The sequence below is a fragment of the Bradyrhizobium sp. genome, from assembly GCF_035484855.1.
GTDB lineage: Bacteria > Pseudomonadota > Alphaproteobacteria > Rhizobiales > Xanthobacteraceae > Bradyrhizobium.
On the sequence record NZ_DATHOP010000052.1, the window covers coordinates 1 to 26996 of the forward strand.

A 26996-nucleotide genomic window follows, 5' to 3' on the forward strand; every position below is an offset into this window, starting at 1 on the left:
CGGACGCAGCCCACCCTTGGCCTCGATGAAACCGATGATCCGATCGAGGCCTTCGCTTTTCTTCAGGTTGGTCATCACAAACGGCCGCTCGCCGCGCATCCGTTTGGCGTCGGTGTCCATCTTTTCCAGCGACGCGCCGACATAGGGCGCCAGATCGATCTTGTTGATGACCAGAAGGTCCGACCGGGTGATGCCGGGCCCGCCCTTGGAGGGGATCTTGTCGCCGGCGGCGACGTCGATCACGTAGATGGTGAGATCGGCGAGTTCCGGGGAAAAGGTGGCGGCGAGGTTGTCGCCGCCGGATTCGATCAGCACCAGATCGAGGCCCGGAAATTTCGCGCGCATGTCGGCGACCGCGGCGAGATTCATCGAGGCGTCCTCGCGGATCGCGGTGTGCGGGCAGCCGCCGGTCTCGACGCCGGCGATGCGATCCGGCGTCAGCGAGCCCGAGCGCACCAGGAACTCGGCGTCCCATTTGGTGTAGATGTCGTTGGTGATGGCGGCGATGTCGTAGCGATCGCGCATCGCCTTGCAGAGCAGGTCCATCAGCGCGGTTTTTCCCGAGCCGACGGGACCGCCGATGCCGATGCGAAGCGGGCCATGAGGGTTAGGCATGTCGGATGCTCTCTCCACGTCGTCCCGGCGAAGGCCGGGACCCATAACCACAAACGGATGTAATGAAGGAAGGTATCTGCCGCCCTACCCTAACGATGGGCCGCGGTGTATGGGTCCCGGCCTTCGCCGGGACGACGGGTTGGGAAATCCTCATGACCGGAACAGCCTGGTATATTGCGTCTCATGACGCAGGCCGGCGAGGTCGGCGCGGAAGGTGGCGCTGCCGAGATCGTCAAGCGAGGCGTTGAGCGCGCGTTGCGCGGTGGCGGCGACGACGGGCTCAAGCGCCGCCAGCACGCGCTGGCTGTCGGTTTGGCCGAGCGGAATCAGCCGGGCGCCGGCGGAGATCCAGTTCGATACCAGCGCATGCAGAAATGCGTGCATGGTGGGGGCAAGCGGGATCGCATGCGCGGCGCTGACGATCCCGACGGCGACGGGATAGACGATCGCGCCATCGCATGCCGCAATCAGCGGCCCGAGACGATCGCAATTCCACGCCGCGCGCGCGATGTCGATGAAGGCGCGGCCCTGCGAGGTGGTTTCGAGCGCCCGCTCCCGCGAGGGCACGAAGGCTGCGGCCAGTTCGGTGATCTCGCGCAGCGCCGACTTGTCGCCCGCCGCCGCGCCGCGGTGGGTTGCCGCCAGAAACACACCGTCGCAAAATCCGCTGCCGCAGGACAACATCGCCGCGAGCCAGTCGTACAGCGAGGTGGCGTCGGCGATGTCGCCGGCCTCCACCGCCCATTCGATGCCGCTTGAATAGGAGAACGCGCCGACCGGGAAAGCCGGCGACAGCCAGGTCATCAGCCGGTACAGCGCGGCGGCTTCGGTCTGGTCCAGACCGCCGGGATCATCGATCGGCGGCGGCTTACTTGTAATCATGAGCATGGGAATCGCCGTGATGATGCTCGTGCTCGCAATGCTCGTCATGGTGATGATGATCATGATCATGGTCGTGGCCATGATCACCGTGATCGTGCCCGGCGTGGGCATGCGCCTCCGCATGCGAATGGGCCCCGCCATGTGCATGCGCCTCGGCATGCGCATGGGCTGCGCCGGCATAGGCACCGCCTTCGGGATCGAACGGCGCCTCGATCTCGATCACCCGCGCGCCCAATCCCTTCACCATCGCCTCGATGACGTGGTCGCGCCGGATCCGCAGCCCTTTCGGCATGATCTGGGTCGGCAGATGGCGGTTGCCGAGATGCCAGGCGACCCGGATCAGATGATGCGGGTCGGCGCCCCTGATCTCGAGCAGCGGCTCGGGGGCTGAGACCACCTCGACCAGCCTTCCGTCCTCGAGCACCAGCGCGTCGCCGCCGCGCAGCGCCACCGCGTTTTCCAGGTCGAGCAGGAACTCCAGCCCGCGCGTGCCCGTCATCGCCATCCGCCGCCGGTGGCGGTCGTCGAAATCGAGCACGACGGTGTCGGCCGCAGGCTCATTCCAGCGATGCTGTCCCTGGACTCGCGTGGCGCGGATCATGCGGAATTCTCTTTTTGACGCGTTTTCTTCACGCGAACCGGTTCCCACTTCGCTTGAAAACGCTTTAAAACTTCTCGACCTTACCGTCGCTGATGATCTCGATCACGGTCGGCGCCGTCTTCATCTGCGAGGAATACTCCCGCCACACCTTCATATGCGGCGCCTTGCTATGTGCGGTAAGGTCATCGCGGGTCTCCCAGCGCTCCACCACCACATAGCGGTTGGGGTCGTTCACACTGACATGACCTTCATAGGAGATGCAGCCTTTCTCCTTGAGGGTTTCGGCGATACAGGCTTTGTGCCCCTTGATGAAGTCGTCCTTGTTTTCCGGCTTCATCGGTGTGGTGGCGACGACATAGATCATGGGTGCTCTCCCTGGCTTTTCTTGACTAGCGGACGACGACGCTTTCGGGCGTGATGACTTCGATCTTCGGCGGCGCCGTGATGCATTTCACGACGACGCGGCCGAAGGTCTTCATGTGTTCGGCGCCACGGTGCGGCACCAGCGCTTCGGCATTTTCCCACTGCTCGACGAACACCATCTTGGAGTGGTCGGTGACACTTTCATGCAGATCATAGGCAATATTGCCGGGTTCCTTGCGGGTTTCATTGATGCAGGCGGTGGCCGCTGCAATGAATTCGGCGCGCGTTTCAGGTTTTATGGTCAGCGTGGCGACGACATAGATCAAGAGATCCTCCCGGGCTTTTGTTAGGGCTGGCATGCCCGGGAGAAGCTTAGAACATGAAATAGCGCTGCGCCATGGGCAGCACCTCGGCGGGCGCGCAGGTCAGCAGTTCGCCGTCGGCGCGGACCTCATAGGTTTCGGGATCGACCTCGATTTTCGGCGTGGCGTCGTTGTGGATCATGCTCTTTTTCGAGATGCGGGAGCGGGTGTTTTCGACTGCGTAGAGCTTTTTGTCGATGCCGAGCTTTTTGCCGAGGCCTAAGGCCACCGCCGCTTTCGAGGAAAACACCACCGAAGACGCCGTCAGCGACTTGCCGAAGGCGGCGAACATCGGCTGGTAATGCACCGGCTGCGGCGTTGGAATCGAGGCGTTGGGGTCGCCCATCGGAGCGGCCACGATCGAGCCGCCCTTGATGATGCATTCCGGCTTGACGCCGAAAAAGGCCGGCGACCACAGCACGAGATCGGCGAGTTTGCCCTTCTCCACCGAGCCGATCAGTTTCGAGACGCCATGGGCGATCGCGGGGTTGATGGTGTATTTGGCGATATAGCGCTTGACGCGGAAATTGTCGTTGTTGCCCTTGTCCTGCGGTAGCGACCCGCGCTGTTTCTTCATCTTGTCGGCGGTCTGCCAGGTGCGGATGATGACCTCGCCGAGCCGGCCCATGGCCTGCGAGTCCGACGACATCATCGAGAGCGCACCGAGGTCGTGCAGGATGTCTTCGGCGGCGATGGTTTCTTTCCGGATGCGGCTTTCGGCAAACGCCAGATCCTCGGCGATCGAGGGATCGAGATGATGGCACACCATCAGCATGTCCAGATGCTCGTCGATGGTGTTGCGGGTGAAGGGGCGGGTCGGATTGGTCGAGGACGGCAGCACGTTCTTCAGGCCGGCGATCTTGATGATGTCGGGCGCATGGCCGCCGCCGGCGCCTTCGGTGTGGAAGGCATGGATGGTGCGGCCCTTGAACGCCTTCACGGTGTCCTCGACAAAGCCGCTTTCGTTCAGCGTATCCGAGTGGATCATCACCTGGATGTCGTAGTCGTCGGCCACCGAAAGACAATTGTCGATCGCCGCCGGCGTGGTGCCCCAGTCCTCGTGCAGCTTCAAGGCGCAGGCGCCGGCCTTGATCATCTCGACCAGTGCCGCCGGGCGCGAGGCGTTGCCCTTGCCGGAAATGCCGAGATTGACCGGAAAGGCGTCGAACGACTGGATCATCCGCGCCATGTGCCAGGGCCCGGGCGTGCAGGTCGTCGCATAGGTGCCGTGCGAGGGCCCGGTGCCGCCGCCCAGCATCGAGGTAACGCCGCTCATCAGCGCGTGCTCGATCTGCTGCGGGCAGATGAAATGGATGTGGCTGTCGAACCCGCCGGCGGTGAGGATTTTGCCCTCTCCTGCGATCACGTCGGTGCCGGGACCGATGATGATCGTGACCCCGGGCTGGATGTCGGGATTGCCCGCTTTGCCGAAGGCGCTGATATATCCTTCCTTGATGGCGACGTCGGCCTTGACGATGCCCCAGTGGTCGACGATCAGCGCATTGGTGATGACGGTATCGGCCGCGCCCTGCTTGTTGGTGACTTGCGACTGCCCCATGCCGTCGCGGATCACCTTGCCGCCGCCGAATTTCACCTCCTCGCCATAGACGGTGAAATCCTTCTCCACCTCGATGATGAGATCGGTGTCGGCAAGCCGCACCCGGTCGCCGGTGGTGGGGCCGAACATGTCGGCATAGACGGAACGCTTTATTTTGACGGACATGGGGCCCACTCCGAGGTCGTCATCCTGAGGTGCTCGCCCTCTCGGGCGAGCCTCGAAGGATGGTTGAGATGATGCATGTAGCCCATCCTTCGAGGCGCGCCCAAGAGGGCGCGCACCTCAGGATGACGGCGGTGGATGTGGCTGGCGATGGCAGATTCACGCCTCACAGCTTCCCCATCACGTCGCCGCGAAAGCCGTAGACGGTGCGTTTGCCCGCGAGCGCCACCAGATGCACGTCGCGGGTCTGGCCGGGCTCGAAGCGGACGGCGGTGCCGGCGGCGATGTCGAGCCGCATCCCGCGGGCGCGTCTGCGCTCGAACTTCAGCGCCGGGTTGGTCTCGAAGAAATGGTAGTGCGAGCCGACCTGGATCGGCCGGTCGCCGGTGTTGGCGACCGACAGCGTCACCGTCTTGCGGCCGGCATTGAGTTCGATCTCGCCGTCCTGGATGAAGAGTTCACCGGGGATCATCTTTATCACCTCATAACGCTATACGGCCGTCATGGCCGGGCTTGTCCCGGCCATCCACGTCTTCCTTCGACCACCGAAAAAGACGTGGATGCCCGGCACAGGGCCGGGCATGACGAAATCGAACGGCGGCGCGCTTTTCATCTGATCGGTTCATGCACGGTGACGAGTTTTGTGCCATCCGGAAACGTCGCCTCCACCTGGATGTCGTGAATCATCTCGGCGATTCCCGGCATGCATTGCGCGCGGGTCACCACCTGGGCGCCGGCCTGCATCAGCTCGGCGACGGTGCGGCCGTCGCGCGCGCCCTCGACGATGAAATCGGAAATGATCGCGATGGCCTCGGGATGGTTGAGCTTGACGCCGCGCTCCAGCCGGCGGCGCGCCACCATGGCCGCCATCGAGATCAAGAGCTTGTCCTTTTCGCGGGGAGACAGATTCATGCGTGCACTCGAAATGTTTGACCTGATCTAATTCAGCCAGAGCCGCGGCAGCGCCGAGCCGGAGGCACGGCCGATCACCGCCATCATGTCGGCGCGCAGCTTCCCCGCATCTTGGGCACAGAAGCGCGCCATTGCAAACCCATTCCACGAGGAGATGCCGACCTCGCCGGCGAATGATGCCGTGACCTCGCGAATCCGCTCCACCAGCGCCTCGTCGCCGGGCACCATCAATGCGGTGCCGATCGCCGCACCGCCGTTTGCGACCGCGGGTCTTGCCAGCTTTTCGCCGATGTCGCCGTCGAGCCGGATGTTTTCGGCGAATACCAGCCGGCCGCCGCGGGAGAGCCGCCAGCGGTCGACGAATTCGCCTGAGAGCATACGCTCCCCCATCGCGGCGCGGCCGAACACCACGATTTCGCAGAGCAGCAGCGAGGCGCTTTCCGCAAGTTCAATATCGATCCTGCGCTCGACCCGCGCCCGGTCGAACAGGATGGTCTCCTGCGGCAACCAGGCGAGGTGCGAAGAGGCCTCGGCCTTCAGCGCAATATTGAGCCGCGCGGCCGGCCCCGCGGCACGGTAGACCTTTTCCGCCGCTGCCGTCGTCACCGCAAGCCGCGATCCCTCGCCGGCCGAAATCTCGATGTCGAAACGATCGCCGCCGGCAATCCCGCCCGCGGTGTTGACGAACACCGCCGACAGGCCCTCCGCTTCGGGTGAAGGAAAGCGGACCCGCAGCGAGCCGGATTCATGAAGATGCCCGCGCCGGGTGACGCCTTCGATCCGATGCACGTCGAAGCTCACCGCCCCCCTCGCCCGGTTGGCCGCGAAAATCGCGGAAGCAGTGCTGGTGGTATCGGTCGGCATCCCGCTCCCAACCCCTTCGTGAAAGGCCGCGCGACCGGCGCCGGTCGCCTGATCATGCCGTTATAGCGCCATCTGGCGGCTGATTTCAGCCGGATCCATCGCGCTGCGGTCGCAGGCATATTTCACCGCGCCGCGGTCCATCACCGCGAAACTGTCGCCGAGCTCGCAGGCAAAGTCGAGATATTGCTCGACCAGCACGATCGCGATGTTGCCGAGGCTGCGCAGGTACAAGATGGCGCGGCCGATGTCCTTGATGATCGAGGGCTGGATGCCTTCGGTCGGCTCGTCGAGCAGCAGCAGTTTCGGCCGCATCACCAGCGCGCGCCCGATCGCGAGCTGCTGCTGCTGGCCGCCGGAGAGATCGCCGCCGCGGCGGCCGAGCATGCTTTGCAGTACCGGAAACAGCGAGAACACGTCATCGGGGATGTAGCGGTCGTCGCGCTTGAGCGGCCCGAAACCGGTCTTGAGGTTTTCCTCGACCGTCAGCAGCGGAAAAATCTCGCGGCCCTGCGGCACGAAGCCGATGCCCTTGCGCGCGCGTTCATAGGGCCGCAAGCTGGTGATGTCGGCGCCGTCGAAGGTGATCGCGCCCGAGGCGATCGGATACTGGCCGACCATCGCGCGCAGCAGCGAGGTCTTGCCGACGCCGTTGCGCCCGAGCACGCAGGTCACCTTGCCCGGCTCGGCCGAGATCGAGACGCCGCGCAGCGCCTGCGCCGCGCCGTAGAAGAGGCTGATGTTGTCGACTTTTAGCATCGGCGACCTCCGGTCGCGCGAATGGCGAATAGCGAATAGCGAATGGTTGGAATTGTAACACCCATAATTCTCTGGACCCTGCTTCTATTCGCTATTCGCCTACCGCCCCAGATACACTTCGATCACACGCTCGTTCGACGAGACCTGGTCGATCGTGCCTTCGGCGAGCACCGTGCCTTCATGCAGGCAGGTCACCTTGACGCCGAGTTCACGGACGAAGGTCATGTCGTGTTCGACCACCATCACGGTCTTGTCCTTGTTGATTTCCTTCAAGAGTTCGGCGGTCTGGTGGGTTTCGACATCCGTCATCCCCGCCACCGGCTCGTCGACCAGCAACAGCTTCGGATCCTGCGCCAGCAGCATGCCGATCTCCAGCCACTGCTTCTGGCCATGCGACAGGCTGCCCGCCAGCCGGTTGCGGGCATCCTTGAGGCGAATGGTTTCCAGCACACGCTCGATGCGCTCGGTTTCGGGTTTGCTTTCGCGCCAGAACAGCGTGCCCTTGACGCTGTGATCGACATTGAGCGCCAATAGCAGATTGTCCTCGATGGTCTGGCTCTCGAACACCGTCGGCTTCTGGAATTTGCGGCCGATCCCCAGTTCGGCAATTCTGGTCTCGTCGAGCCGCGTCAAATCGGTGACGCCGTCGAACAGCACCTCGCCCTGGTCCGGCTTGGTCTTGCCGGTGATGATGTCCATCATCGTGGTCTTGCCGGCGCCGTTGGGGCCGATGATGGCGCGCATCTCGCCGGGCGCCAGGGTCAGCGACAGGTTGTTGATGGCGTGGAAGCCGTCGAACGAGACATGCACGCCGTCGAGATAGAGCAGCGCGGAGGTCTTCCTTTGGTCCATGACGTTCATGCGTTCATTCCGCCATGTTCGGTTCGCTGACGCCGTCTTCGCGGGCGGCGCTGGCCTTGTCCTCGGCAAGAGCCGTGCGCTGCGCCTTCCACGGCTCCCACCAGGCATTGAAGGTGCCGACGATCCCCCTCGGCAGCAATAGCGTGACCAGGATGAACAGCGCGCCCAGCATGAACAGCCAGTACGGCGCCAGCACGCCCGAGGTGAAGAAGGTTTTGGCGTAATTGACCACGACGGCGCCGAGCGCAGCTCCAATCAGCGTACCGCGGCCGCCGACCGCGACCCAGATCACCGCTTCGATCGAATTGCCTGGCGCGAATTCGGATGGGTTGATGATGCCGACCTGCGGCACGTAGAGCGCACCGGCAACGCCGGCCATGCAGGCCGACAGCGTAAACACGAACAGCTTGTAGGATTCGACGCGGTAGCCGAGAAATCGCGTGCGGGATTCGGCGTCGCGCACCGCAATCAGGACCTTGCCGAGTTTCGAGGTCACGACCGCCCGGCAGATCAGGAAGGCGATGATCAGCGCAAGGCAACTCAGCAGGAACAGCGCCGCCCGGGTGCCGTCGGCCTGGACGTTGAAGCCCAGGATATCCTTGAAGTCGGTCAGGCCGTTATTGCCGCCGAAGCCGAAATCGTTGCGGAAGAAACCGAGCAGCAGCGCATAGGTCATCGCTTGCGTGATGATCGAGAGATAGACGCCGGTAACGCGGGAGCGAAATGCCAGCCAGCCGAAGCAGAAGGCCAACAGGCCCGGCACCAGCACGACCATCAGCGCCGCGAACCAGAACATGTCGAAACCGTTCCAGTACCAGGGCAGTTTCGGATAGTTCAGGAACACCATGAAATCGGGCAGGATCGGATTGCCGTAGACGCCGCGGCTGCCAATCTGACGCATCAGGTACATGCCCATGGCATAGCCGCCGAGCGCGAAGAAGGCGCCATGGCCGAGCGAGAGAATGCCGCAATAGCCCCAGATCAGGTCGATCGCGAGCGCCAGGATGGCGTAGCAGACATATTTGCCCCACAGCGCCACCAGATAGGTCGGCACCTGCAGGAAGAAGCCGGCCGGCAGCAGCAGGTTGGACAGCGGGATCAGCACGCCGAGGCTTGCCACCACGATCAGGAATAAGGTCGCGCTGCGATCCAGCGAACGCGTGAGCACGTGCGGCATCATGCTTCCACCGCCCGCCCCTTGAGCGCGAACAGGCCGCGCGGGCGTTTCTGAATGAACAGGATGATCAGCACCAGGATGGCGATCTTGCCGAGCACGGCGCCGGCCACCGGCTCGAGGAACTTATTGGCGATGCCGAGCGTGAATGCACCGACCAGCGTGCCCCAGAGATTCCCGACGCCGCCGAACACGACTACCATGAAGCTGTCGATGATGTAGCTCTGGCCGAGATTGGGACTGACATTGTCGATTTGCGACAGCGCCACGCCGGCAATGCCGGCGATGCCGGAGCCCAGCCCGAAGGTCAGCGCATCGACGCGCGAGGTCGCGATCCCCATCGAGGCCGCCATGCGGCGGTTCTGCGTCACCGCGCGCATCTCGAGACCGAGCGCCGTGAAGCGCAGCATCGCCAGCAGGATGACGAACACGGCAAGCGTGAAGACGAGGATCCACAGCCGGTTGTAGGTGATCGTGATCTGCCCGATCTGGAACGCGCCGCTCATCCAGGAGGGATTGCCGACCTCCTGGTTGGTGGGGCCGAACATGGTGCGCACCGCCTGCTGCAGCACCAGCGACAGCCCCCAGGTCGCCAGCAGCGTTTCCAGCGGGCGGCCGTAGAGAAATCGGATGATGCTGCGCTCGATCAGTACCCCGACCGCGCCGGCCACCAGGAAGGCCAGCGGCACCGCGAACAGCAGCGAATAGTCGAACAGCCCCGGAAAACTGGTGCGGATGGTCTGCTGCACCACGAAGGTGGTGTAGGCCCCGATCATCACCATCTCGCCATGGGCCATGTTGATGACGCCCATCACGCCGAAGGTGATGGCAAGCCCGATCGCCGCCAGCAACAGCACCGAGCCGAGTGACAGGCCGTACCAGGCATTCTGCACTATCGACCACAGCGCGAGGTTGCTCTGGATCGCCGCGGTGGCGCCGGCGGCGGCGCGCGCGATCGCCGGCGACTGCTCGCCGCTCAATCCGGTCAACAGCGCCAGGGCCTCCTGGTCGCCGCGCGCCTTGATGGTGTTGATGGCCTCGAGTTTCTCGGCGTCGGTGGCGTCTTCCTTGAACAACAGAATCGCGGCGCGGGCTTCCGAAAACGCCAGCTTGGCGGCCTTGTTGGTTTCCTTTGCCAACGCGGCGTCGATCGCCGGCAGCATGCTGTCATCATGGGTCTTGAACACCGATTGCGCGGCCTGGATGCGCACGGCCGGATCGGGCGACTGCAGGGTCAGGCTGCCGAGCGCGGCCTCGACATGGCGGCGCAGCTTGTTGTTGAGCCGCACCACCGAGGCGCTGTCGGGAATGCTGTCGACGGGCGCGCCGGTCAAGGCGTCGATGATCTTGCCGTCGGGCTGGGTGAGATAGACTTTCTTGCTGTCGGAATCGGCCGACAGGCGGCCGTCCTGCAGCGCGCTGACAATGCCATAGGCAAGCGGGTTGCCGCTGGTCGCGAGCGTATCGACCGCCTCCTCGGTGTCGGAAAACTCGTCGTTGGCGAATTTGCCGACCGCATCTTCGAACGGCCCGGCGAAGGCTGGCGACGCGAAGGCGATCAGGACGATCGAAAGCGCGAGCGCGCGAAGGCAGGCAAGGACGTTGGCAGGCACTGGCGACCCCGGCAGAAGTTGAAAGAAGGCGGCGACGTGCCGCCTTCTTCGTTCTCTTGAGTTAAGTCAGTCAAGGGATCAGGAGCCGGAACCCAGGCACTTCTTGGTCACCTTGTTGTAGTTGCCGCATTTCAGCGTCACCCAATCGGCCTCGAGATCCTTGGAGCCCTCGAGGTAATCCGACCAGGCGTCGCCGGGAACCAGCTTGGCCTTCTTCGGATCGTCAGGGGAGACGACGTTGAACTGGCCGTCGGCCCGGATTTCGCCGATGAAGACCGGCTTGGTGATGTGGTGGTTCGGAAGCATTTCCGAGATGCCTCCCGTGAGGTTGGCCTGCTTGATGCCCGGCAGCGCGTCGATCACCTTGTCAGGATCGAACGACTTGGCCTTTTCCACCGCCTTCACCCACATGTTGAAGCCGATATAGTGCGCTTCCATCGGATCGTTGGTGGTGCGCTTCGGATTCTTGGTGAAGTCGTGCCATTCCTTGATGAACTTCGCGTTGTCTGGGGTCTTGATCGATTCGAAGTAGTTCCAGGCGGCGAGATGGCCGAGCAGCGGCTTGGTGTCGAGGCCGGCGAGTTCTTCCTCACCGACCGAGAACGCGACCACCGGAATATCGGTCGCCTTGATGCCCTGGTTGCCGAGTTCCTTGTAGAAGGGAACGTTGGCGTCGCCGTTGATGGTGGAGACGACAGCGGTCTTCTTGCCGGTCGAGCCGAACTTCTTGATGTCGGCGACGATGGTTTGCCAGTCGGAATGACCGAACGGGGTGTAGTTGATCATGATGTCGTCGGCTGCGACGCCCTTGGCCTTCAGATAGGCTTCCAGGATCTTGTTGGTGGTGCGCGGATAGACGTAGTCGGTGCCCGCCAGCACCCAGCGCTTCACCTTTTCTTCCTTCATCAGGTAATCGACGGCCGGAATCGCCTGCTGGTTCGGAGCAGCGCCAGTGTAGAACACGTTGCGCTCGCTCTCCTCGCCCTCGTACTGGACGGGATAGAACAGGATCGAGTTCAGCTCCTTGAACACCGGCAGCACGGATTTGCGCGACACCGAGGTCCAGCAGCCGAACACCACGCTGACCTTGTCCTTGGTGATCAACTCACGGGCCTTTTCCGCAAACAGCGGCCAGTTCGACGCGGGATCGACGACCACCGCCTCGAGCTTCTTGCCGAGCACGCCGCCCTTCTTGTTCTGCTCGTCGATCAGCATCAACATCACGTCCTTCAGCGTGGTCTCGCTGATTGCCATGGTGCCGGAGAGCGAATGCAGGATGCCCACCTTGATGGTGTCATCAGCCGCTTTGGCCGAGGAGAACCCGGCCAGGCCCAGAACGAGGCCGGCGGTCGCCGCAAGCCAGCGACGGCGGCTCATAGGCGTCGCTATATCGTGAGTTCGTTGTGTAAGCATGAGGTGTCATCTCCCTGACGCAGGCGTTGAAACGCTGCGAAACGGCCCCACGGCCGCCTGCGTCAACGGAATCGCAAGAACCATGCCACGGGGTGGAGATAGTATAAGCGGATGGCTTCGTTGAGGAATTCTGCAATCTGCGGGAATCTGGCAGGCGCTCCTGCCCAATATTTGGACCGAAAAAATGTATACTTACGCGGCAATATGTTTATTTTATAGGCAAAAATGATGCATTGTCTAAATTTCTGGCAGAATATTTTTTGCGTTGCAATGTACGATTGATGCCGGATTGCATCGGAAAAACCGCCGTTTCCGGCGCTTTCTTAACCGCGCCGGCACTTGCCTGGCAATTCACCTTGAAAGCGCCGCCTTCGTGTTCCATATGTCTGGTGCGACCCAGGGAATCACCGGGTCATTGCGAGCCGCGTGTTCTGAGGCCGTCCAAACGGTTTCTGGCTTGCCTCATCAAGCTAACAAAACCGATGCCCCAAACACGCGGGTGTCTTGAGACACCCTCGCGCGCTCCTGGCGGACAATCTGCCGGGCGCCTGCCTTTTATAATGGAAAGAACCCACCTTTTGACCTCCTTTCAGGATTTCGGCCTTGCCGATCCCATCTCGCGTGCGCTCAAGGAAGAGAACTATCTGACGCCCACGCCCATCCAGGCTCAAACCATCCCCCTCGCACTCGCCGGCCGTGACGTCGTCGGCATCGCCCAGACCGGCACCGGCAAGACCGCGGCGTTCGCGCTGCCGATCCTGCACCGCATTCTGGAAAACCGGATCAGGCCGCAGCCCAAGGCCTGCCGCGTGCTGGTGCTCGCGCCGACCCGTGAATTGGCGGGCCAGATCCTCGACAGCTTCAACGCCTATGGCCGGCACATCCGGCTGACCTCGGCATTGGCAATCGGCGGCGTGCCGATGGGCCGCCAGGTCCGTTCCATCATGCAGGGCGTCGAAATCATGGTCGCCACCCCCGGCCGCCTGCTCGATCTCGTGCAAAGCAACGGGTTGAAACTCGGCCAGGTCGAGTTTCTCGTGCTCGACGAGGCCGACCGCATGCTCGACATGGGCTTCATCAACGACATCAGGAAGATCGTCGCCAAAACGCCGATCAAGCGGCAGACGCTGTTCTTCTCGGCGACAATGCCGAAAGACATCGCCGAACTCGCCGAGGCGATGCTGCGCGATCCGGCGCGCGTGGCGGTGACGCCTGCCGCCACGACGGTCGAGCGCATCACTCAGCGCATCCTCCAGGTCGATCATTCCGCCAAGCCCGCGCTGCTGGCGCAGTTGCTGAAGCAGGAGGAGGTCGGCCGCGCGCTGATCTTCACCCGCACCAAGCATGGCGCGGACAAGGTGGTGAAGGGCCTCGTCAAGGCCGGCATCGCCGCCGACGCCATCCACGGCAACAAGTCGCAGAACCATCGCGAGCGGGTGCTGGCGGCGTTCCGGTCGGGCCAGATCCGCACGCTGGTCGCCACCGACATCGCCGCCCGCGGCATCGACGTCGACGGCATCTCGCATGTGGTGAATTTCGATCTGCCCAATATCCCCGAGACCTACGTCCATCGCATCGGCCGCACCGCGCGCGCCGGCGCCGAGGGCGTTGCGATCTCGCTGGTCGCAGGCGCCGAGGAAATGGGCTATCTGCGCGACATCGAAAAGCTGATCCGCATCGCGCTGCCGCGCGAAGATCGCCGCACGCCGGGCCATCGCGAGGCAGCTCCCGCACCCACCCAGCACCGGGGCGCGCGTTCCGCGCCGCGCGCGCATGCTCGGGGCGCAAATGAAGGTGCTCCGGGGGCGAAAGGGCCTCGCCGACACCGCCGCGGCGGTGGTAATAATGCCGCTCCGCAAACCAACCGGCATGAGGCCACCCGGCATGAGCCGCACCGTCCGTCGTCCCCGCCCCATGGCAGCGGCAAGGCTGAAGCAATGCAGGGCGTCGCCTTTTTGCATCGCGAAAGCCGACCCAATACCAAACCCAACCGCACCCAACGCCCCCGCTAGAAGTCGATCGATCTGGAGATAACCATGGCCAAGGAAGAGCTGATCCAGTTCGAAGGACTGGTGACCGAAATCCTCCCCGACGCACGCTACCGCGTGCAACTCGATGCCGGGCACGAAATCGTCGCCTACACTGCGGGCAAGATGAAGAAGAACCGGATCAAGACGCTGGCAGGCGATCGGGTGACGATCGAGATGTCGCCCTATGACCTGGAAAAGGGCCGGCTGATCTTCCGGCACAAGGACGAGCGTCCGGGCACCGGCGGTGGGGCGCCGCGTGGTGCACCGCCGCGCGGCCAATTCCGCCGCCGCTAGACGGCCAAAGCCCCGGTTTTGATCGCTTCGCACCGGGGCAAGCCTTCGCTCGAAAATGCCGCGCTCGCGCTGCCGCCAAATCGCGCATGACAAAAACATGTCGGGGCACGGTAGCCGACAAAGGGTGCAGTCCGCGAAACATGCTGCGCCCAAAAAATCGCGCACGTCAGGATTGTTTTGGGCCCTACTTTGGAATAATATGAGGCCATCGATTTTCGGCCGGACGACATTAGCTATCCACCGGTACAGCCGGTTTAGACGCTGACGACCCTTCCAAAAATTCGATCTCACCAGCCCGTCGAAAGCGGGCTTCTACTATATCTATCTTGAGAAGGGACTATCCCGTGAGCATGGGAACCGTGAAGTGGTTTAACGCAACCAAGGGCTTCGGCTTCATTCAACCGGACGATGGTGGCAACGACGTGTTCGTGCACATCAGCGCCGTAGAGCGCGCCGGCCTTGGAACGCTGCGTGAAGGCCAGAAGATCAGCTACGAGATCGTAGCCGATCGTCGTTCTGGCAAGTCTTCGGCCGACAATCTGCGCGCCGCCGGCTAAGGCGAATTTCATCCGATCCGGCTCGCAAGGGCGGGGGCGCGAAGGGATTCCGACAAACAGGAAAGGCCGTGCTGATCGCGCGGCCTTTTTTCTGTCGGGTCTTTTTCTGTCAGGTCTTTTTTCTGTCTGCGACCGACCGCCAACCGGCAATCAGAGCAGCGGACAGTTGGTGCCCGTGGGGTTCTGGGCGGGCAGACTGTTATAGACCACGCAAGTGGCCTGACGCGGCCTGGTATAGGAGACGTCGCTTATCGTCACGCCGGCCGGCGCCATCACATAGCCGATGGTGGGGGTGTAGAGATAGCTCACCTCGCTGAAGATCAGATAGGTCTGCTTGATCAGAAGCGCCGTCGGCACCAGGCTGGTAACGGTGTCGCCCGCGTTGCGGCTCGACGACGTCAGCGTCGCCTGGGTGGCGCCGCTCGAAATGGTCGCAGCCTTGCTCCATTGAATCTTCGCGACGGCGTTCTTGTCGACATAGATCTCCGAGATGGTGCTCTTCACCGGCGTCTGCAGATACGGGGTGATGATGGCGATGCTCGCGGTAAAGACGTTTTGAATGTAGGTGTCGGTTATCTGCGCATAGGTTTGCGCCTGATCCGTCGCCGGCGCCTGACCCGTCAAATCGGACAGGGTCCTTGCGATGAAGGTTACCTTGCGGTCGACCGCCACGCCGGACGACATCTCGACGGTGCCGAAGAACATCACCAGCATGATTGGAACGATAAAGGCAAACTCGGTCGCGGCGATGCCCGACGAATCCCCGCGCAGGCGCGTCGCCGCAAGCCGCATCCGAAACAGAGCCCTGAACATCGATGTCGCTAGCATGGGTTCGGTCCTCTAGGGTTCGTTCTGGAACGCCACTGTTGCCGCCAGCAATTTCTGGTTGCCGCACAAATTCGAAATGTTGAAGCCGAAGCCGGTGACGTAGAGCTGCCATTGGTAGAACAACCTGACGACGACAATATCGCCGGGGTTGCCGGGGCTGTAATTGGTCGGCGGGACGAAGTTGCAGCTGTTGATCTGACTGTTGATGGTGATGTTGCTGAAGGCCGGATAGCTCTGCACGTCGATGTAGACGTTCGCACAATTGAACAGCACGCTGGCGAGACTGCCGGTTGGGCAGATGTACTGGGCCTTGAACTGCGCCTCGTTGTAGCCCGCGGTCTGTGCCTGCCCGGTCAGGATCATGCGCGACGAATTCTGCGCCACGGATTCAAGCGTCTGGTCGGCAAAGAAGAACAGCGCCGACTCGAGGATCGCAAACAACAGCGCGAAGAAGACCGGCGCGATCAGGGCGAATTCGACCACGGTCGAACCCCGGCGGTTGCGGCGGAACCGGCGCCACAATGGTCGCAGTGAGGCTTCGGAAGCGGTGGACGACGGCATCGTGGAACCCCCACAGGCGGCAGCTTTGATCTGCCCCGCGACAATTACTCCAAACTGATTGTTGAAGTGTTTCGGCAAATCCGGCCAAACCGACCCGACGCGTTAACCGCAGATTAATCTTGTTATGAACGCGACGCGCCAGGCGGACGATTCGCAAGTCGCGCGAAGGCTGGCTGGTTAGAGCGTTCCCGAGCGAAGTGGGTACCAGTTCGCGTGAAGAAAACGCGTCAAGACAAGAATCTGGAGCTTCGGTTCTGATTCAATCAGAACCGAAGCTCTAGTTGGATTTGCCCGCCGCGGAGGCGCTGCCGACGGCCTGGCCGCTGAGCGAACCGGCCTGATCCATCGCGGATTTGAAATAGGTCTCGCCGTCGCCAAGGGTGACCCGGCGCTGGCAGATCGGCATGCAGCTGTAGGATTCGCGGTCGATTCCGCGATACACCGTCACCAGCTGGTCGGTCGGGCCCTCGACCTGGATCACCCGGTCGACCAGGACCTCGCCGCCACGGTCCATGGCGATGAAATTGGTCGCGCCATAGCCCTTGCCGGTGACCACGATGATGCCGCCGGCCTGCAGGGTAACGTCGGCGATCAGCGGGTTGCCGACCACGATGGTGGCGACGCGACCGGGGAGTTTGACGAGCTTGGCCTGATCGACATTGACCGCGATGGTGTCAGTCGTCGTCGGCTCGGCGCCAGCCGCGAGCGGCCACAGCAGCGCCATCGCCAGCAAACCGAAAACCGCGCCGAGGCGCGTACGCAGGGAACACAACGACATACTCTACCCCGGGGCGTTGACGAGCCGGCAAAAGCGATACGCAGCGGAACCGGCGCCCGACAACCGCAAATCTGACTTCAATTCGTGAAAGAACCGCAAACTTCGACGCTACAATCCGCGGCGTCTGCGCATTATTGCCGGAATGGGTACGCCAGCTGCCCGGCGATCTCCGACGGCATCGCCGGTTCGTCCTTGCCGTAATTGTCCGGCAATTGGCCCTCCGGCATCCGGAAGGTCCCGAACATCATGTCCCAGACCGGAAAAGTGCCGGCAAAATTGGTGTTGCCGCCCTCTTCCAGCGAGGTGTGATGCCAACGGTGGAACACCGGCGTCGCCAGTACGTATTTGAACGGGCCCAGCGTCCAGCTCAGATTGGCGTGGACGAAGGCCGAGTGGAACGTCGTGAACGGCCCGACCCAGAGCATGACGTTCGGGGAGATTCCCGCCATCAACAGGATGACGTCGACCATGATGGTGCCGAGGAAAAGGTTGACGGGGTGGAAGCGCGCCGCGGAAATCCAGTCGAGGTCTTCCGAAGAATGATGGATGGCGTGATACTTCCAGAAGCCGCCGCCGTGAAACAGGCGGTGCAGCCAGTACAGAATGAAGTCCGACAGCACCAGGAACAACAATCCCTGCAGCCACAGCGGCAGCTGGGACAAGGGACCATGGCCGTTGTCGTAGAACGCGATCAGTTCGTCGGCATCGTGGATGTTGAAGACCACGCCGGCGCCGAGCACCAGGAGGCCGATCCGCAACACGCGCGCGAACAACGGCACGAAGAACCAGTAGCAGATGTCGGTGACCAGTTCGCGCTTGCGCCACCAGGGCGTGCCCGGATTGCAGGCCCAGAAATGGGTCAAGACCGAGAACACCAGCGCCAGCAGGATCGTGATCGGCACTACCTTGGCGATCGTTTGCCCGAGCATCTCGACGACTTCCAGCGGTAGATTGGGATTGGCCATGGGCGCCTCATGCGGTCAGCACCCCAAGGGGTATCCCTCCGCGCTTAAGGAGCGGTGAATCGCGGGGCGCTGCGGCAAGCTGCTCTCTATAATCGTTTGCAGGCCGCAACCGTAGCATCCACGCCGTCGAAACCCGGGCGTGAATTGTAACAAAACCCTTAATGCCAAATTTACTCTGCCCAAGAAGTGCCGGTTCTGCTCGCATTTGCGCGATCGAATTAACTGCCCTGAAATTTCCCGACCCTAGGGTGGAACCATGGTCACGGTGCTGAGAACGCCGGGGAGACCAAACGTTAGTTCGACCAGCCACGTGTACACATGGAGCTACCTATGAAAAACCTGATTGCGCGTTTCGTGAAGGATCAGTCCGGCGCCACCGCCATCGAATACGGCCTGATTGCCGCCGGCATTTCGCTGGCCATCATCGCCGTCGTCAACGGCCTCGGCACCAACCTGAACACCAAGTTCACCTCGATCAACACCTCGCTGAAGTAAGCAGGTCGCGACCGACGAAATCCAAAGGCCTCGGCGAAATCCGGGGCCTTTGTCTGTTTCTGCCGCACCGGAATGGCGTCCACATGCGTAAACCCGGCACCGTATTCGTACCGGCAACCAGAGCTTCGCCCGCGGCCGGCGGCGGGAGCACTGCTCCGACCGAACTGGTCTGCCTTGCGCTGGCGCTGGCGTTGATCGCGCTCGCCGCCCGGATCGTCAGCATCTGGTGAGCGCGCGTTCTCAGATTATTCACCATTCGCCGCTAGGCTGGGGCGATCGCTGCGACCTCGCCTTCAGTCCGAACAGCACAGATCCATGATCCTCGACCTCGCGCGCCTCCTGCTGTTTCCGGCCCTGATGGCGTTCGCCGCCGCGAGCGACCTCTTCACCATGACGATCTCCAACCGGGTGTCGCTGGCGCTCGTGGCCGGCTTCTTCGCGCTCGCGCTGATGAGCGGCATGGGCCTTTACGACATCCTCTCGCATCTGGGCGCCGGCGCCGCCGTGCTGGTGGTGGCCTTCGGCTGCTTCGCCATGGGCTGGGTCGGCGGCGGCGATGCCAAGGTGGCGGCTTCAGCGGCGCTCTGGTTCGGCTTTGCCCATCTGATGAACTATCTGCTCTATGCCTCGCTGTTCGGCGGCGCCCTGACGCTGCTGCTGCTGCAGTTCCGGCAATGGCCGCTGCCCTACCCGTTCGCCGGCCAGGCCTGGCTCGACAGACTGCACGCCAAGGAGAGCGGCATTCCCTACGGCATCGCGCTCGCGATCGGCGCGCTGATGATCTACCCGGAGACCGAATGGATCAAGGCGGTCGACCTTGCCCGCTTCGCGCTGCCCTGAGCGGCGCGCAGGCCCCTGAGTAAACCAGCCGTTAAGTTGATTTAGATACGCCTCATTAACCATGCTTTGACGAATAGCTGGTCAACTCCCAGCACGGCGGCGGAAGCGTCGCGGCGTTATGTGGAAAGTGAAGCGTATGAATCGCGCACGCATTGTCGTCCTGGCGATCGCTGTCGGAGCCGGCGGCGTTGCGCTGTATCTTGCGAGCGGACCGGACACCAGCAAGCCGGCCCCGACTGAGCCGGTTGCGCAGATGCAGACGGTGGACGTTCTCGTCGCCAAATCCGACATCGGCCTAGGCCAGACGGTGACGCCCGAAGACATGCTGTGGCAGACTTGGCCGGCGGCGACCGCGAGCAACACCTTCATCCGTCGCAACGAACGCCCGGACGCCACCACCCAGATCGCCGGCTCGATCGCCCGCTCGCCGTTCATCGCCGGCGAACCGATCCGCGAGCCGAAGCTGGTCAAGGCCAATGGTTCCGGCTTCATGGCGGCGATCCTGCCGACCGGCATGCGCGCGATCTCGACCGAAATTTCGCCGGAGACCGGCGCCGGCGGCTTCATCCTGCCCAACGACCGGGTCGACGTGATCCTGACCAAGCGCGACAAGAACGCCGATCGCCCGGGCGCGCCCGATGTCGTCAACTCCGAAATCATCCTGTCGAACGTTCGCGTGCTGGCGATCGACCAGGCGCCGAAGGAAAAGGACGGCCAGAATGCCGTGGTCGGCAAGACGGTCACGCTCGAACTGCGGCCCGAGCAGGCCGAGACGCTGTCGCGCGCGCGCCAGACCGGCACGCTGTCGCTGGCGCTGCGCAGCATCGCCGACATCAACATGGTCGAGAACAAGACCGACGATAGCGCCTCCCGACGGGGCGAGACCATCAGTGTGGTGCGCTACGGCATCTCAAGCTCGACGACGACGCAGAAGTGACCGAAAGGACGCTCGATATGAAATGCAGGGTAACCCAAACGGCGATGCGGACCTTCCTGGTCCGCGCCCTGTCGTTTTCGGCGGTCGCCGCGCTGACGCTCAATCCGGCGCTGACGCCGGTGGTGGCGAGCGATTACCATGCCGCGGCACCCGTCGTGGCCGACGGCCAGATCAACGCCCGCTTCCTTTCGCTCGGCGTCGGCAAATCCATCGTCATCGACCTGCCGCGCGACATCAAGGATGTGCTGGTCGCCGATCCCAAGATCGCCAACGCCGTGGTCCGCTCGGCGCAGCGCGCCTATATCATCGGCGCCGCGGTCGGCCAGACCAACATCGTGTTCTTCGATTCCGCGGGCCAGCAGATCGCGGCCTATGACATCGCCGTCAAGCGCGACCTCAACGGCGTGCGCGCCGCGCTGAAGGCGACCTTGCCGAACGCCGATATCCAGATCGACGGCCTCGGCGACGGCGTGATCCTGACCGGCACGGCGGCAAGCCCGATCGAGGCCCAGCAGGCCGGCGACCTCGCCGGAAGGCTGGCCGGTGGGCCCGACAAGGTGGTCAACTCGATCGTGGTCCGCGGCCGCGACCAGGTGATGCTGAAGGTCACCGTCGCCGAAGTCGCGCGCTCGATCATCAAGCAGATGGGTATCGACCTGTCCGGCAGCCTGAACTACGGCACCGCGGTGGTGAACTTCAACAATTCCAATCCCTTCACCGCCTACGGCCGCACGCTTGTGACCGGCAACGCCGCGACCGCGTCGTTCGGCTCGACCCCATCGGTCAGCGCGACCTTGCGCGCGATGGAAAGCGCAGGCGTGGTGCGGACGCTGGCCGAGCCGAACCTGACCGCGATTTCCGGCGAGTCCGCGACCTTCATCGCCGGCGGCGAGTTTCCGATCCCGGCCGGCTATTCCTGCGACCCGACCACGCATGTCTGCACCACCCAGATCAGCTACAAGAAATTCGGCATTTCGCTCAACTTCACTCCCGTCGTGCTGACCGAGGGCCGGATCTCGCTGCGGGTGATGACCGAAGTCTCCGAATTGTCGAACGATAACTCGATCACGCTGTCGCAAGCGATCACCGCCTCGACCGTGAACTCGGTGACCATTCCCTCGATCAAGACCCGCCGCGCCGAAACCACGCTGGAAATTCCCTCCGGCGGCGCGATGGCGATGGCGGGCCTGATCCAGGAACAGACCAAGCTGGCGGTCAATGGCTTGCCGGGGCTGGCGCAATTGCCGGTGCTGGGATCGCTGTTCCGCAGCCGCGACTACGTCAACAGCCAGACCGAACTGATGGTGCTGGTGACGCCCTACGTCGTGCGCGCGGTCGCGCAGAAGGATCTGTCGCGCCCGGATGACGGGTTTGCCGCGGCTTCCGATCCGCAGGCCGACCTGCTCGGCAGCATCAACCGCATCTATGGCGTTCCGGGCCGCGTCGAGCCGGAGCGGAATTATCGCGGCACCTACGGCTTTATCACGGACTGAGGCGGGGGACGAGGATACCACGATGACAACCAGAACACCCGCCGATCGCCATCGCGCCTTCCGCACCGCCGGAGCGCTGGTCGGCCTTGCCGTCGCGCTGGGGGCCTGCACCCATACCGGTGACGAGGTGGCCATAAGCTATCCCGACGATTACCGTCTGCGTCATCCGATCGCGATCCAGGAGGCCAACGCCTCCATCGTGGTCTTCATCGGCCATGCCCGCGGCGGCCTTTCCGCTTCGCAGCGCGCCGACGTGATGGGATTGGGACAGACCTGGCTCCATGAAGCAACCGGCGCGATCACCGCCGACGTGCCGGTCGACACGCCGAACGCGCGCGCCGCGGCCGATTCGTTCCGGGAAATCCAGGCAGTGCTCGCATCCGCCGGCGTGCCGGCGCGCGGCGTCGTCCTGCACCAGTATCGGCCCGAAGATCCGCGCCAGTTGCCGGCGATCCGGCTGAGCTACCCGAAAATCTCGGCGGTAGCCGGTCCCTGCGGCATCTGGCCGGAGGATCTCGGACCCTCGGTCAAGAACAAGAACTACTACGAGAACAAGTCGTATTACAATTTCGGCTGCGCCTACCAGCGCAACATGGCGGCGATGGTCGACAATCCGTCGGACCTGGTGCAACCGCGGCCCGAGACTGCGCCCTATACGACGCGGCGCTCGGAAGCCTTCGAGAAATATCGTAAGGGCACCCCGACCGCGACCGTCTATCCCGAAGGCGAGAAGGCCAAACTCAGCGATACCGGCAAATGATCAGCTACGCCCGTCAAAATCCCGAAGCCCAGCCGGAGGCGACATCCCCGCCGGCCGAGGATCATATTGCGCCGGCACCGCGGGTGTCGGTGCAGGCCTTTTGCGAGACCGTGGAAACCGCGGCCGCCGTGCAAGCGGCGGGCGAAGACCGCCGCCTCGGCAAGGCCCATCTCAAGATCCAGATGGGCGGCATGGCCGCCGCCATCGAGGCCTATCGCACGGCTCCGACGCCGAACGTGATCATCCTGGAAACCGAAGGCCGCAACGACATCCTGACCGGCCTCGATCAACTCGCCACCGTCTGCGACGCCGGAACCCGGGTCGTCGTGATCGGCCGCGTCAACGACGTCGGGCTCTACCGCGAACTGGTGCGCCGCGGCGTCAGCGACTATGTGCTGGCGCCCGTCAACGCGCTGGACGTGGTGCGCTCGATCTGCGGCCTGTTCTCGGCGCCGGAGGCCAAGGCGGTCGGCCGGATCATCGCCATCGTCGGCGCCAAGGGCGGCGTCGGCTCATCGACCATCGCGCACAACGTCGCCTGGGCGATCGCGCGCGACCTGGCGCTGGATTCGGTGGTCGCCGATCTCGACCTCGCCTTCGGCACCGCCGGGCTCGACTACAATCAGGATCCGCCGCAGGGCATCGCGGATGCGGTATTCTCGCCCGACCGCGTCGATACCGCCTTCGTCGACCGCCTGCTGTCGAAATGCACCGACCATCTTAGCCTGCTGGCGGCGCCGGCGACGCTGGACCGAGTCTACGATTTCGGCGCCGACGCTTTCGACTCGATCTTCGACACGCTTCGCACCACGATGCCATGCATCGTGCTCGACGTTCCCCATATATGGTCGGGCTGGACCAAGCGGGCCTTGATCGGCGCCGACGATATCCTGATCGTGGCGGCGCCGGACCTCGCCAGCCTGCGCAACACCAAGAATATCTACGACCTCCTGAAGGCATCGCGGCCCAACGACCGGGCGCCGCTGTATTGTCTCAACCAGGTCGGCGTGCCGAAGCGCCCCGAGATCAACGCGGCTGAATTCGCCAAGGCCATCGAAAGCCAGCCGATCGCCTCCATCCCGTTCGAGCCGCAAATGTTCGGCGCGGCGGCCAACAACGGCCAGATGATCGCGGAAGTCTCCGCCAAGCATCGCACCACCGAGATGTTCCTGCAGATCGCGCAACGGCTGACAGGCCGGGGCGAGACCAAAAAGCCGAGGGGTTCGTTCCTGTCGCCCCTGATCGAAAAGCTGCGGGCAAAGTAGCCGCCCGCGTGGAGTATCGTCGTGTTTGGTAAGCGTAGCGGACCCGAAAGCGAGACCCGGCCGGCAAGGCCCGGCGGCGGCGCGCTGGAGCCAGCTCCCGCGCCCGCCGCTCCGCGCAGCGCGCCGGCCGCGCCGACCGTGGCTTCGCCGCCGCTGGCGCCGGCGAGGGCGGCGGCGCCTCAGCCTGCGATGGAAGCCCGGCGCTCGGACACCTATTACCAGGTCAAGGCGACCATCTTCGGCGCCCTGATCGAGGCCATCGATCTCGCCCAGCTCGCCAAACTCGACGGCGAGTCGGCGCGCGAGGAAATCCGCGACATCGTCAACGAGATCATCGCGATCAAGAACATCGTGATGTCGATCGCCGAGCAGGAAGAACTGCTCGACGACATCTGCAACGACGTGCTCGGATACGGCCCACTGGAGCCGCTGTTGTCGCGCGACGACATCTCCGACATCATGGTCAACGGCGCCGGCACCGTGTTCATCGAAGTTTCGGGCCGCATCCAGCGCACCGGCATCCGTTTCCGCGACAATCAGCAGCTGTTGAACATCTGTCAGCGCATCGTCAGCCAGGTCGGCCGGCGGGTCGACGAATCCTCGCCGATCTGCGACGCCCGCCTCGCCGACGGCTCGCGCGTCAACGCCATCGTGCCGCCGCTGGCGCTCGACGGCCCGGCGCTCACCATCCGCAAGTTCAAGAAGGACAAGCTGACGCTCGACCAGTTGGTCAAGTTCGGCGCGATCTCCGCGGAAGGCGCCGAGATCCTGCAGATCATCGGGCGCGTCCGCTGCAACGTGCTGATTTCCGGCGGCACGGGCTCCGGCAAGACCACGCTGCTGAACTGCCTGACGCAGTTCATCGACGACGAGGAACGCGTCATCACCTGCGAAGACGCCGCCGAGCTTCAGCTGCAGCAGCCGCACGTGGTGCGGCTGGAAACCCGGCCGCCCAATATCGAGGGCGAGGGCCAGATCACCATGCGCGAACTGGTCCGCAACTGCCTGCGTATGCGCCCTGAGCGCATCATCGTCGGCGAAGTCCGCGGGCCGGAGGCGTTCGACCTGCTGCAGGCCATGAATACCGGCCACGACGGCTCAATGGGAACGCTGCACGCCAACAATCCCCGCGAAGCCCTGTCGCGCTGCGAATCGATGATCACGATGGGCGGATTCTCGCTGCCGTCGCGGACCATTCGCGAGATGATCTGCGCCTCGATCGACGTCGTGATCCAGGCCGCGCGGCTGCGCGACGGCTCCCGCCGCATCACCCACATCACCGAGGTGATGGGAATGGAAGGCGACACCATCATCACCCAGGACCTGTTCCTCTACGACCTGCTCGGCGAGGACGCCAACGGACACATCATCGGCCGGCATCGCTCGACCGGCATCGGCCGGCCGCGGTTCTGGGATCGCGCAAGATATTACGGCGAAGAAAAACGGCTGGCCGCAGCACTCGACGCCGCCGAACACAAGGGTGAGGTCTAGGGGAGCCCGCCATGAAAATGCAATCACTCGCACTGGCGTTTCTCGCCGCCACCACCATCGGCGGCGTCGCATGGGTCTTCATCTATCCCTATTTGTCTGGAGAGAAAAAGGCCGAGAGCCGCCGTGCCTCGGTGGCGAAGCCGGAACCGGCCGCCCGCCAGGCCGACAAGACCCAGCGCTCGCGCCGCGAACAGGTCGAAACCTCGCTGAAGGATCTCGAGACGCGCCGCCAGAAGGAAAAGTCCATTCCGCTGAGCGTCCGCCTCACCCAGGCCGGTCTGCACTGGACGACGCAGAAGTTCTGGATCTTCTCCGGCGTCCTCGGCGTCGTCGTCTTTGCGGCCGCGACCATTCTCGGCGGCGGGCTGCTCGGGGCCGCGGGCCTTTCGTTCGGCGCCGGCTTCGGCCTGCCGCGCTGGGGCTTGAGCTTTCTCAAGAAACGCCGGGAACAGGCTTTCCTCAAGGCGCTGCCGGACGCCGTCGACGTCATCGTCCGCGGCATCAAGGCGGGCCTGCCGCTGTTCGAATCGATCAAGGTCGTCGCCGCCGACGCGCCGGAGCCGCTCAAGGGCGAGTTCCTCGCCATCATCGAAACCCAGGCGATCGGCATGCCGCTCGGCGACGCCTGCGCACGGCTGTTCGAACGGATGCCGGTGCCGGAGGCGAACTTCTTCGGCATCGTGATCGCGATCCAGCAAAAGAGCGGCGGCAACCTGTCGGAGGCGCTGGGCAACCTGTCCAAGGTGCTGCGCGACCGCAAGAAGATGGCCGAGAAGATCCAGGCGATGTCGATGGAGGCCAAGGCGTCGGCGGCCATCATCGGATCGTTGCCGCCGATCGTCATGCTGCTGGTCTACCTTTCGACCCCCGACTACATCTCGCTGCTGTGGACTCACCCGACCGGTCAATTGATGCTGGTCGGCTGCGTGATCTGGATGTCCATCGGCATTTTCGTGATGAAGAGAATGATCAACTTCGACTTCTGACGGTGCAGTAATGATTGATTTCCTGGTCGCCAAGCTCCACGACGCGCACTTCATGACGATGCTGTTCGCGGCCATCGCCGTGAGCGCGACGGCCTACACGCTGATCATGCCGCTGTTCGCCGGCGAAGGCCTGCAAAAGCGCATGAAGGCGGTGGCCAGCGAACGCGAGCGGATCCGGCAGCGCGAGCGCGAGCGCCTCAACAAGAGCGAGAAGGTGTCGCTGCGCCAGACGCCGAAGCAGCTGGTCTCCAGGGTGGTGGAGGATTTCAACCTCGGCAAATGGCTGGCCCAGGAAGCCGCGCGCGACAAGCTCGTGATGGCCGGCTATCGCGGCCAGGCGCCGTACGTCACCTTCCTGTTCTTCCGGCTGGTGACGCCGATCCTGTTCTTTATTGGATCGGTGCTCTATGTGTTCGTGATCTCGCACATGGAGAAGTCGCTGCCGGTCAAGATCGGCATGTGCCTCGGCGCCGCCTATCTCGGATTGCAGGCGCCGATGCTGTTCCTGAAGAATGCGATCTCCAAGCGCCAGTTGTCGATCAAGCGCGCCTTTCCCGATGCGCTCGATCTGCTGCTGATC

At 63.5% G+C, this 26996-nt stretch carries 30 protein-coding genes and 1 pseudogene; 13 read left to right on the forward strand and 18 right to left on the reverse strand.

Translation table 11 applies throughout. The features are described 5' to 3' along the window. The 14 genes from ureG to urtA all read right to left on the reverse strand — a co-directional run. Window positions 1-615: urease accessory protein UreG (ureG, locus tag VK804_RS06630; protein WP_325369107.1), on the reverse strand; the 615-nt coding region annotated here is incomplete at its 3' end. A 150-nt stretch (window positions 616-765) separates the two neighbouring features. Next, entirely contained in the window at window positions 766-1503 is a 738-nt protein-coding gene (locus VK804_RS06635; protein ID WP_325369109.1) for an urease accessory protein UreF, read from the reverse strand. Then, entirely contained in the window at window positions 1484-2098 is a 615-nt protein-coding gene (ureE, locus tag VK804_RS06640) for an urease accessory protein UreE (protein ID WP_325369111.1), read from the reverse strand. The genes VK804_RS06635 and ureE overlap by 20 nt, the downstream gene beginning before the upstream one ends. A gap of 64 nt (window positions 2099-2162) precedes the next feature. Next, window positions 2163-2462 carry a putative quinol monooxygenase gene (locus VK804_RS06645; protein WP_325369113.1) on the reverse strand — a complete coding sequence of 100 codons (300 nt, stop codon included), beginning with the start codon at window positions 2460-2462 and terminating at the stop codon, window positions 2163-2165. A gap of 25 nt (window positions 2463-2487) precedes the next feature. Further along, window positions 2488-2787, reverse strand: coding sequence for a putative quinol monooxygenase (locus VK804_RS06650; RefSeq protein WP_325369115.1), 300 nt, complete (start codon window positions 2785-2787; stop codon window positions 2488-2490). A gap of 46 nt (window positions 2788-2833) precedes the next feature. Further along, window positions 2834-4546 (reverse strand): urease subunit alpha, encoded by a 1713-nt coding sequence (gene ureC, locus VK804_RS06655; protein ID WP_325369117.1) that lies wholly within the window; start codon window positions 4544-4546, stop codon window positions 2834-2836. A 163-nt stretch (window positions 4547-4709) separates the two neighbouring features. Next, complete coding sequence (locus VK804_RS06660) at window positions 4710-5015, reverse strand: urease subunit beta (protein ID WP_325369119.1); 306 nt, start codon at window positions 5013-5015, stop codon at window positions 4710-4712. 137 nt (window positions 5016-5152) lie between these two features. Then, window positions 5153-5455, reverse strand: a complete 303-nt coding sequence (locus VK804_RS06665) for an urease subunit gamma (RefSeq protein WP_325369121.1) — start codon at window positions 5453-5455, stop codon at window positions 5153-5155. A gap of 27 nt (window positions 5456-5482) precedes the next feature. Further along, the gene (locus tag VK804_RS06670; RefSeq protein WP_325369123.1) at window positions 5483-6319 is read right to left on the reverse strand and encodes an urease accessory protein UreD; all 837 of its coding nucleotides are present in this window, start codon (window positions 6317-6319) and stop codon (window positions 5483-5485) included. A gap of 60 nt (window positions 6320-6379) precedes the next feature. Beyond that, complete coding sequence (gene urtE / locus VK804_RS06675) at window positions 6380-7075, reverse strand: urea ABC transporter ATP-binding subunit UrtE (RefSeq protein WP_325369125.1); 696 nt, start codon at window positions 7073-7075, stop codon at window positions 6380-6382. A 99-nt stretch (window positions 7076-7174) separates the two neighbouring features. Next, window positions 7175-7936 carry an urea ABC transporter ATP-binding protein UrtD gene (urtD, locus tag VK804_RS06680; RefSeq protein WP_325369127.1) on the reverse strand — a complete coding sequence of 254 codons (762 nt, stop codon included), beginning with the start codon at window positions 7934-7936 and terminating at the stop codon, window positions 7175-7177. Window positions 7937-7940: 4 nt separating this feature from the next. Next, window positions 7941-9116, reverse strand: coding sequence for an urea ABC transporter permease subunit UrtC (gene urtC, locus VK804_RS06685; protein ID WP_325369129.1), 1176 nt, complete (start codon window positions 9114-9116; stop codon window positions 7941-7943). Beyond that, complete coding sequence (gene urtB / locus VK804_RS06690; protein WP_325369131.1) at window positions 9113-10723, reverse strand: urea ABC transporter permease subunit UrtB; 1611 nt, start codon at window positions 10721-10723, stop codon at window positions 9113-9115. The genes urtC and urtB overlap by 4 nt, the downstream gene beginning before the upstream one ends. 78 nt (window positions 10724-10801) lie before the next feature. Beyond that, window positions 10802-12136, reverse strand: a complete 1335-nt coding sequence (gene urtA, locus VK804_RS06695; protein ID WP_325369133.1) for an urea ABC transporter substrate-binding protein — start codon at window positions 12134-12136, stop codon at window positions 10802-10804. Between the two features lie 560 nt (window positions 12137-12696). On the opposite strand from urtA, the gene VK804_RS06700 reads away from it, so the two are divergent. From VK804_RS06700 to VK804_RS06710, 3 genes are all read left to right on the forward strand, one after another. Then, the gene (locus VK804_RS06700) at window positions 12697-14148 is read left to right on the forward strand and encodes a DEAD/DEAH box helicase (RefSeq protein WP_325369135.1); all 1452 of its coding nucleotides are present in this window, start codon (window positions 12697-12699) and stop codon (window positions 14146-14148) included. Window positions 14149-14172: 24 nt separating this feature from the next. Continuing rightward, complete coding sequence (gene infA / locus VK804_RS06705) at window positions 14173-14460, forward strand: translation initiation factor IF-1 (protein WP_325369137.1); 288 nt, start codon at window positions 14173-14175, stop codon at window positions 14458-14460. A 344-nt stretch (window positions 14461-14804) separates the two neighbouring features. Next, a complete protein-coding gene (locus VK804_RS06710; protein ID WP_011474122.1) occupies window positions 14805-15017 on the forward strand; it encodes a cold-shock protein in 213 nt (70 codons plus the stop codon). A gap of 150 nt (window positions 15018-15167) precedes the next feature. Here VK804_RS06710 and VK804_RS06715 read toward each other — a convergent pair whose 3' ends face one another. The 4 genes from VK804_RS06715 to VK804_RS06730 all read right to left on the reverse strand — a co-directional run bounded on the left by VK804_RS06715 (window position 15168) and on the right by VK804_RS06730 (window position 18149). Then, complete coding sequence (locus tag VK804_RS06715; protein ID WP_414642729.1) at window positions 15168-15845, reverse strand: TadE/TadG family type IV pilus assembly protein; 678 nt, start codon at window positions 15843-15845, stop codon at window positions 15168-15170. A gap of 12 nt (window positions 15846-15857) precedes the next feature. Next, window positions 15858-16406, reverse strand: a complete 549-nt coding sequence (locus tag VK804_RS06720) for a TadE/TadG family type IV pilus assembly protein (protein WP_325369154.1) — start codon at window positions 16404-16406, stop codon at window positions 15858-15860. A 277-nt stretch (window positions 16407-16683) separates the two neighbouring features. After that, complete coding sequence (locus tag VK804_RS06725; protein ID WP_325369178.1) at window positions 16684-17130, reverse strand: pilus assembly protein N-terminal domain-containing protein; 447 nt, start codon at window positions 17128-17130, stop codon at window positions 16684-16686. A gap of 185 nt (window positions 17131-17315) precedes the next feature. Beyond that, a complete protein-coding gene (locus VK804_RS06730; RefSeq protein ID WP_325369156.1) occupies window positions 17316-18149 on the reverse strand; it encodes a sterol desaturase family protein in 834 nt (277 codons plus the stop codon). 330 nt (window positions 18150-18479) lie between these two features. Here VK804_RS06730 and VK804_RS06735 point away from each other — a divergent pair, with 330 nt between their 5' ends. The 10 genes and pseudogenes from VK804_RS06735 to VK804_RS06780 all read left to right on the forward strand — a co-directional run. Next, window positions 18480-18644 (forward strand): Flp family type IVb pilin, encoded by a 165-nt coding sequence (locus tag VK804_RS06735; RefSeq protein WP_325369158.1) that lies wholly within the window; start codon window positions 18480-18482, stop codon window positions 18642-18644. 83 nt (window positions 18645-18727) lie between these two features. Further along, entirely contained in the window at window positions 18728-18874 is a 147-nt protein-coding gene (locus VK804_RS06740; RefSeq protein WP_325369160.1) for a hypothetical protein, read from the forward strand. 85 nt (window positions 18875-18959) lie between these two features. After that, the gene (locus VK804_RS06745) at window positions 18960-19484 is read left to right on the forward strand and encodes an A24 family peptidase (protein ID WP_325369162.1); all 525 of its coding nucleotides are present in this window, start codon (window positions 18960-18962) and stop codon (window positions 19482-19484) included. Window positions 19485-19620: 136 nt separating this feature from the next. After that, window positions 19621-20421, forward strand: coding sequence for a Flp pilus assembly protein CpaB (gene cpaB / locus VK804_RS06750; protein WP_325369164.1), 801 nt, complete (start codon window positions 19621-19623; stop codon window positions 20419-20421). A gap of 17 nt (window positions 20422-20438) precedes the next feature. Then, entirely contained in the window at window positions 20439-21914 is a 1476-nt protein-coding gene (locus tag VK804_RS06755) for a type II and III secretion system protein family protein (protein WP_325369166.1), read from the forward strand. A 22-nt stretch (window positions 21915-21936) separates the two neighbouring features. After that, window positions 21937-22674, forward strand: coding sequence for a CpaD family pilus assembly protein (locus tag VK804_RS06760; RefSeq protein ID WP_325369168.1), 738 nt, complete (start codon window positions 21937-21939; stop codon window positions 22672-22674). Next, window positions 22671-23939 carry an AAA family ATPase gene (locus tag VK804_RS06765; protein ID WP_325369170.1) on the forward strand — a complete coding sequence of 423 codons (1269 nt, stop codon included), beginning with the start codon at window positions 22671-22673 and terminating at the stop codon, window positions 23937-23939. The genes VK804_RS06760 and VK804_RS06765 overlap by 4 nt, the downstream gene beginning before the upstream one ends. A 21-nt stretch (window positions 23940-23960) precedes the next feature. After that, a complete protein-coding gene (locus VK804_RS06770; RefSeq protein ID WP_325369172.1) occupies window positions 23961-25430 on the forward strand; it encodes a CpaF family protein in 1470 nt (489 codons plus the stop codon). An 11-nt stretch (window positions 25431-25441) separates the two neighbouring features. Then, window positions 25442-26416 carry a type II secretion system F family protein gene (locus VK804_RS06775; RefSeq protein WP_325369174.1) on the forward strand — a complete coding sequence of 325 codons (975 nt, stop codon included), beginning with the start codon at window positions 25442-25444 and terminating at the stop codon, window positions 26414-26416. A 10-nt stretch (window positions 26417-26426) separates the two neighbouring features. Continuing rightward, window positions 26427-26996, forward strand: a pseudogene (locus VK804_RS06780) (type II secretion system F family protein); the annotation flags it as partial.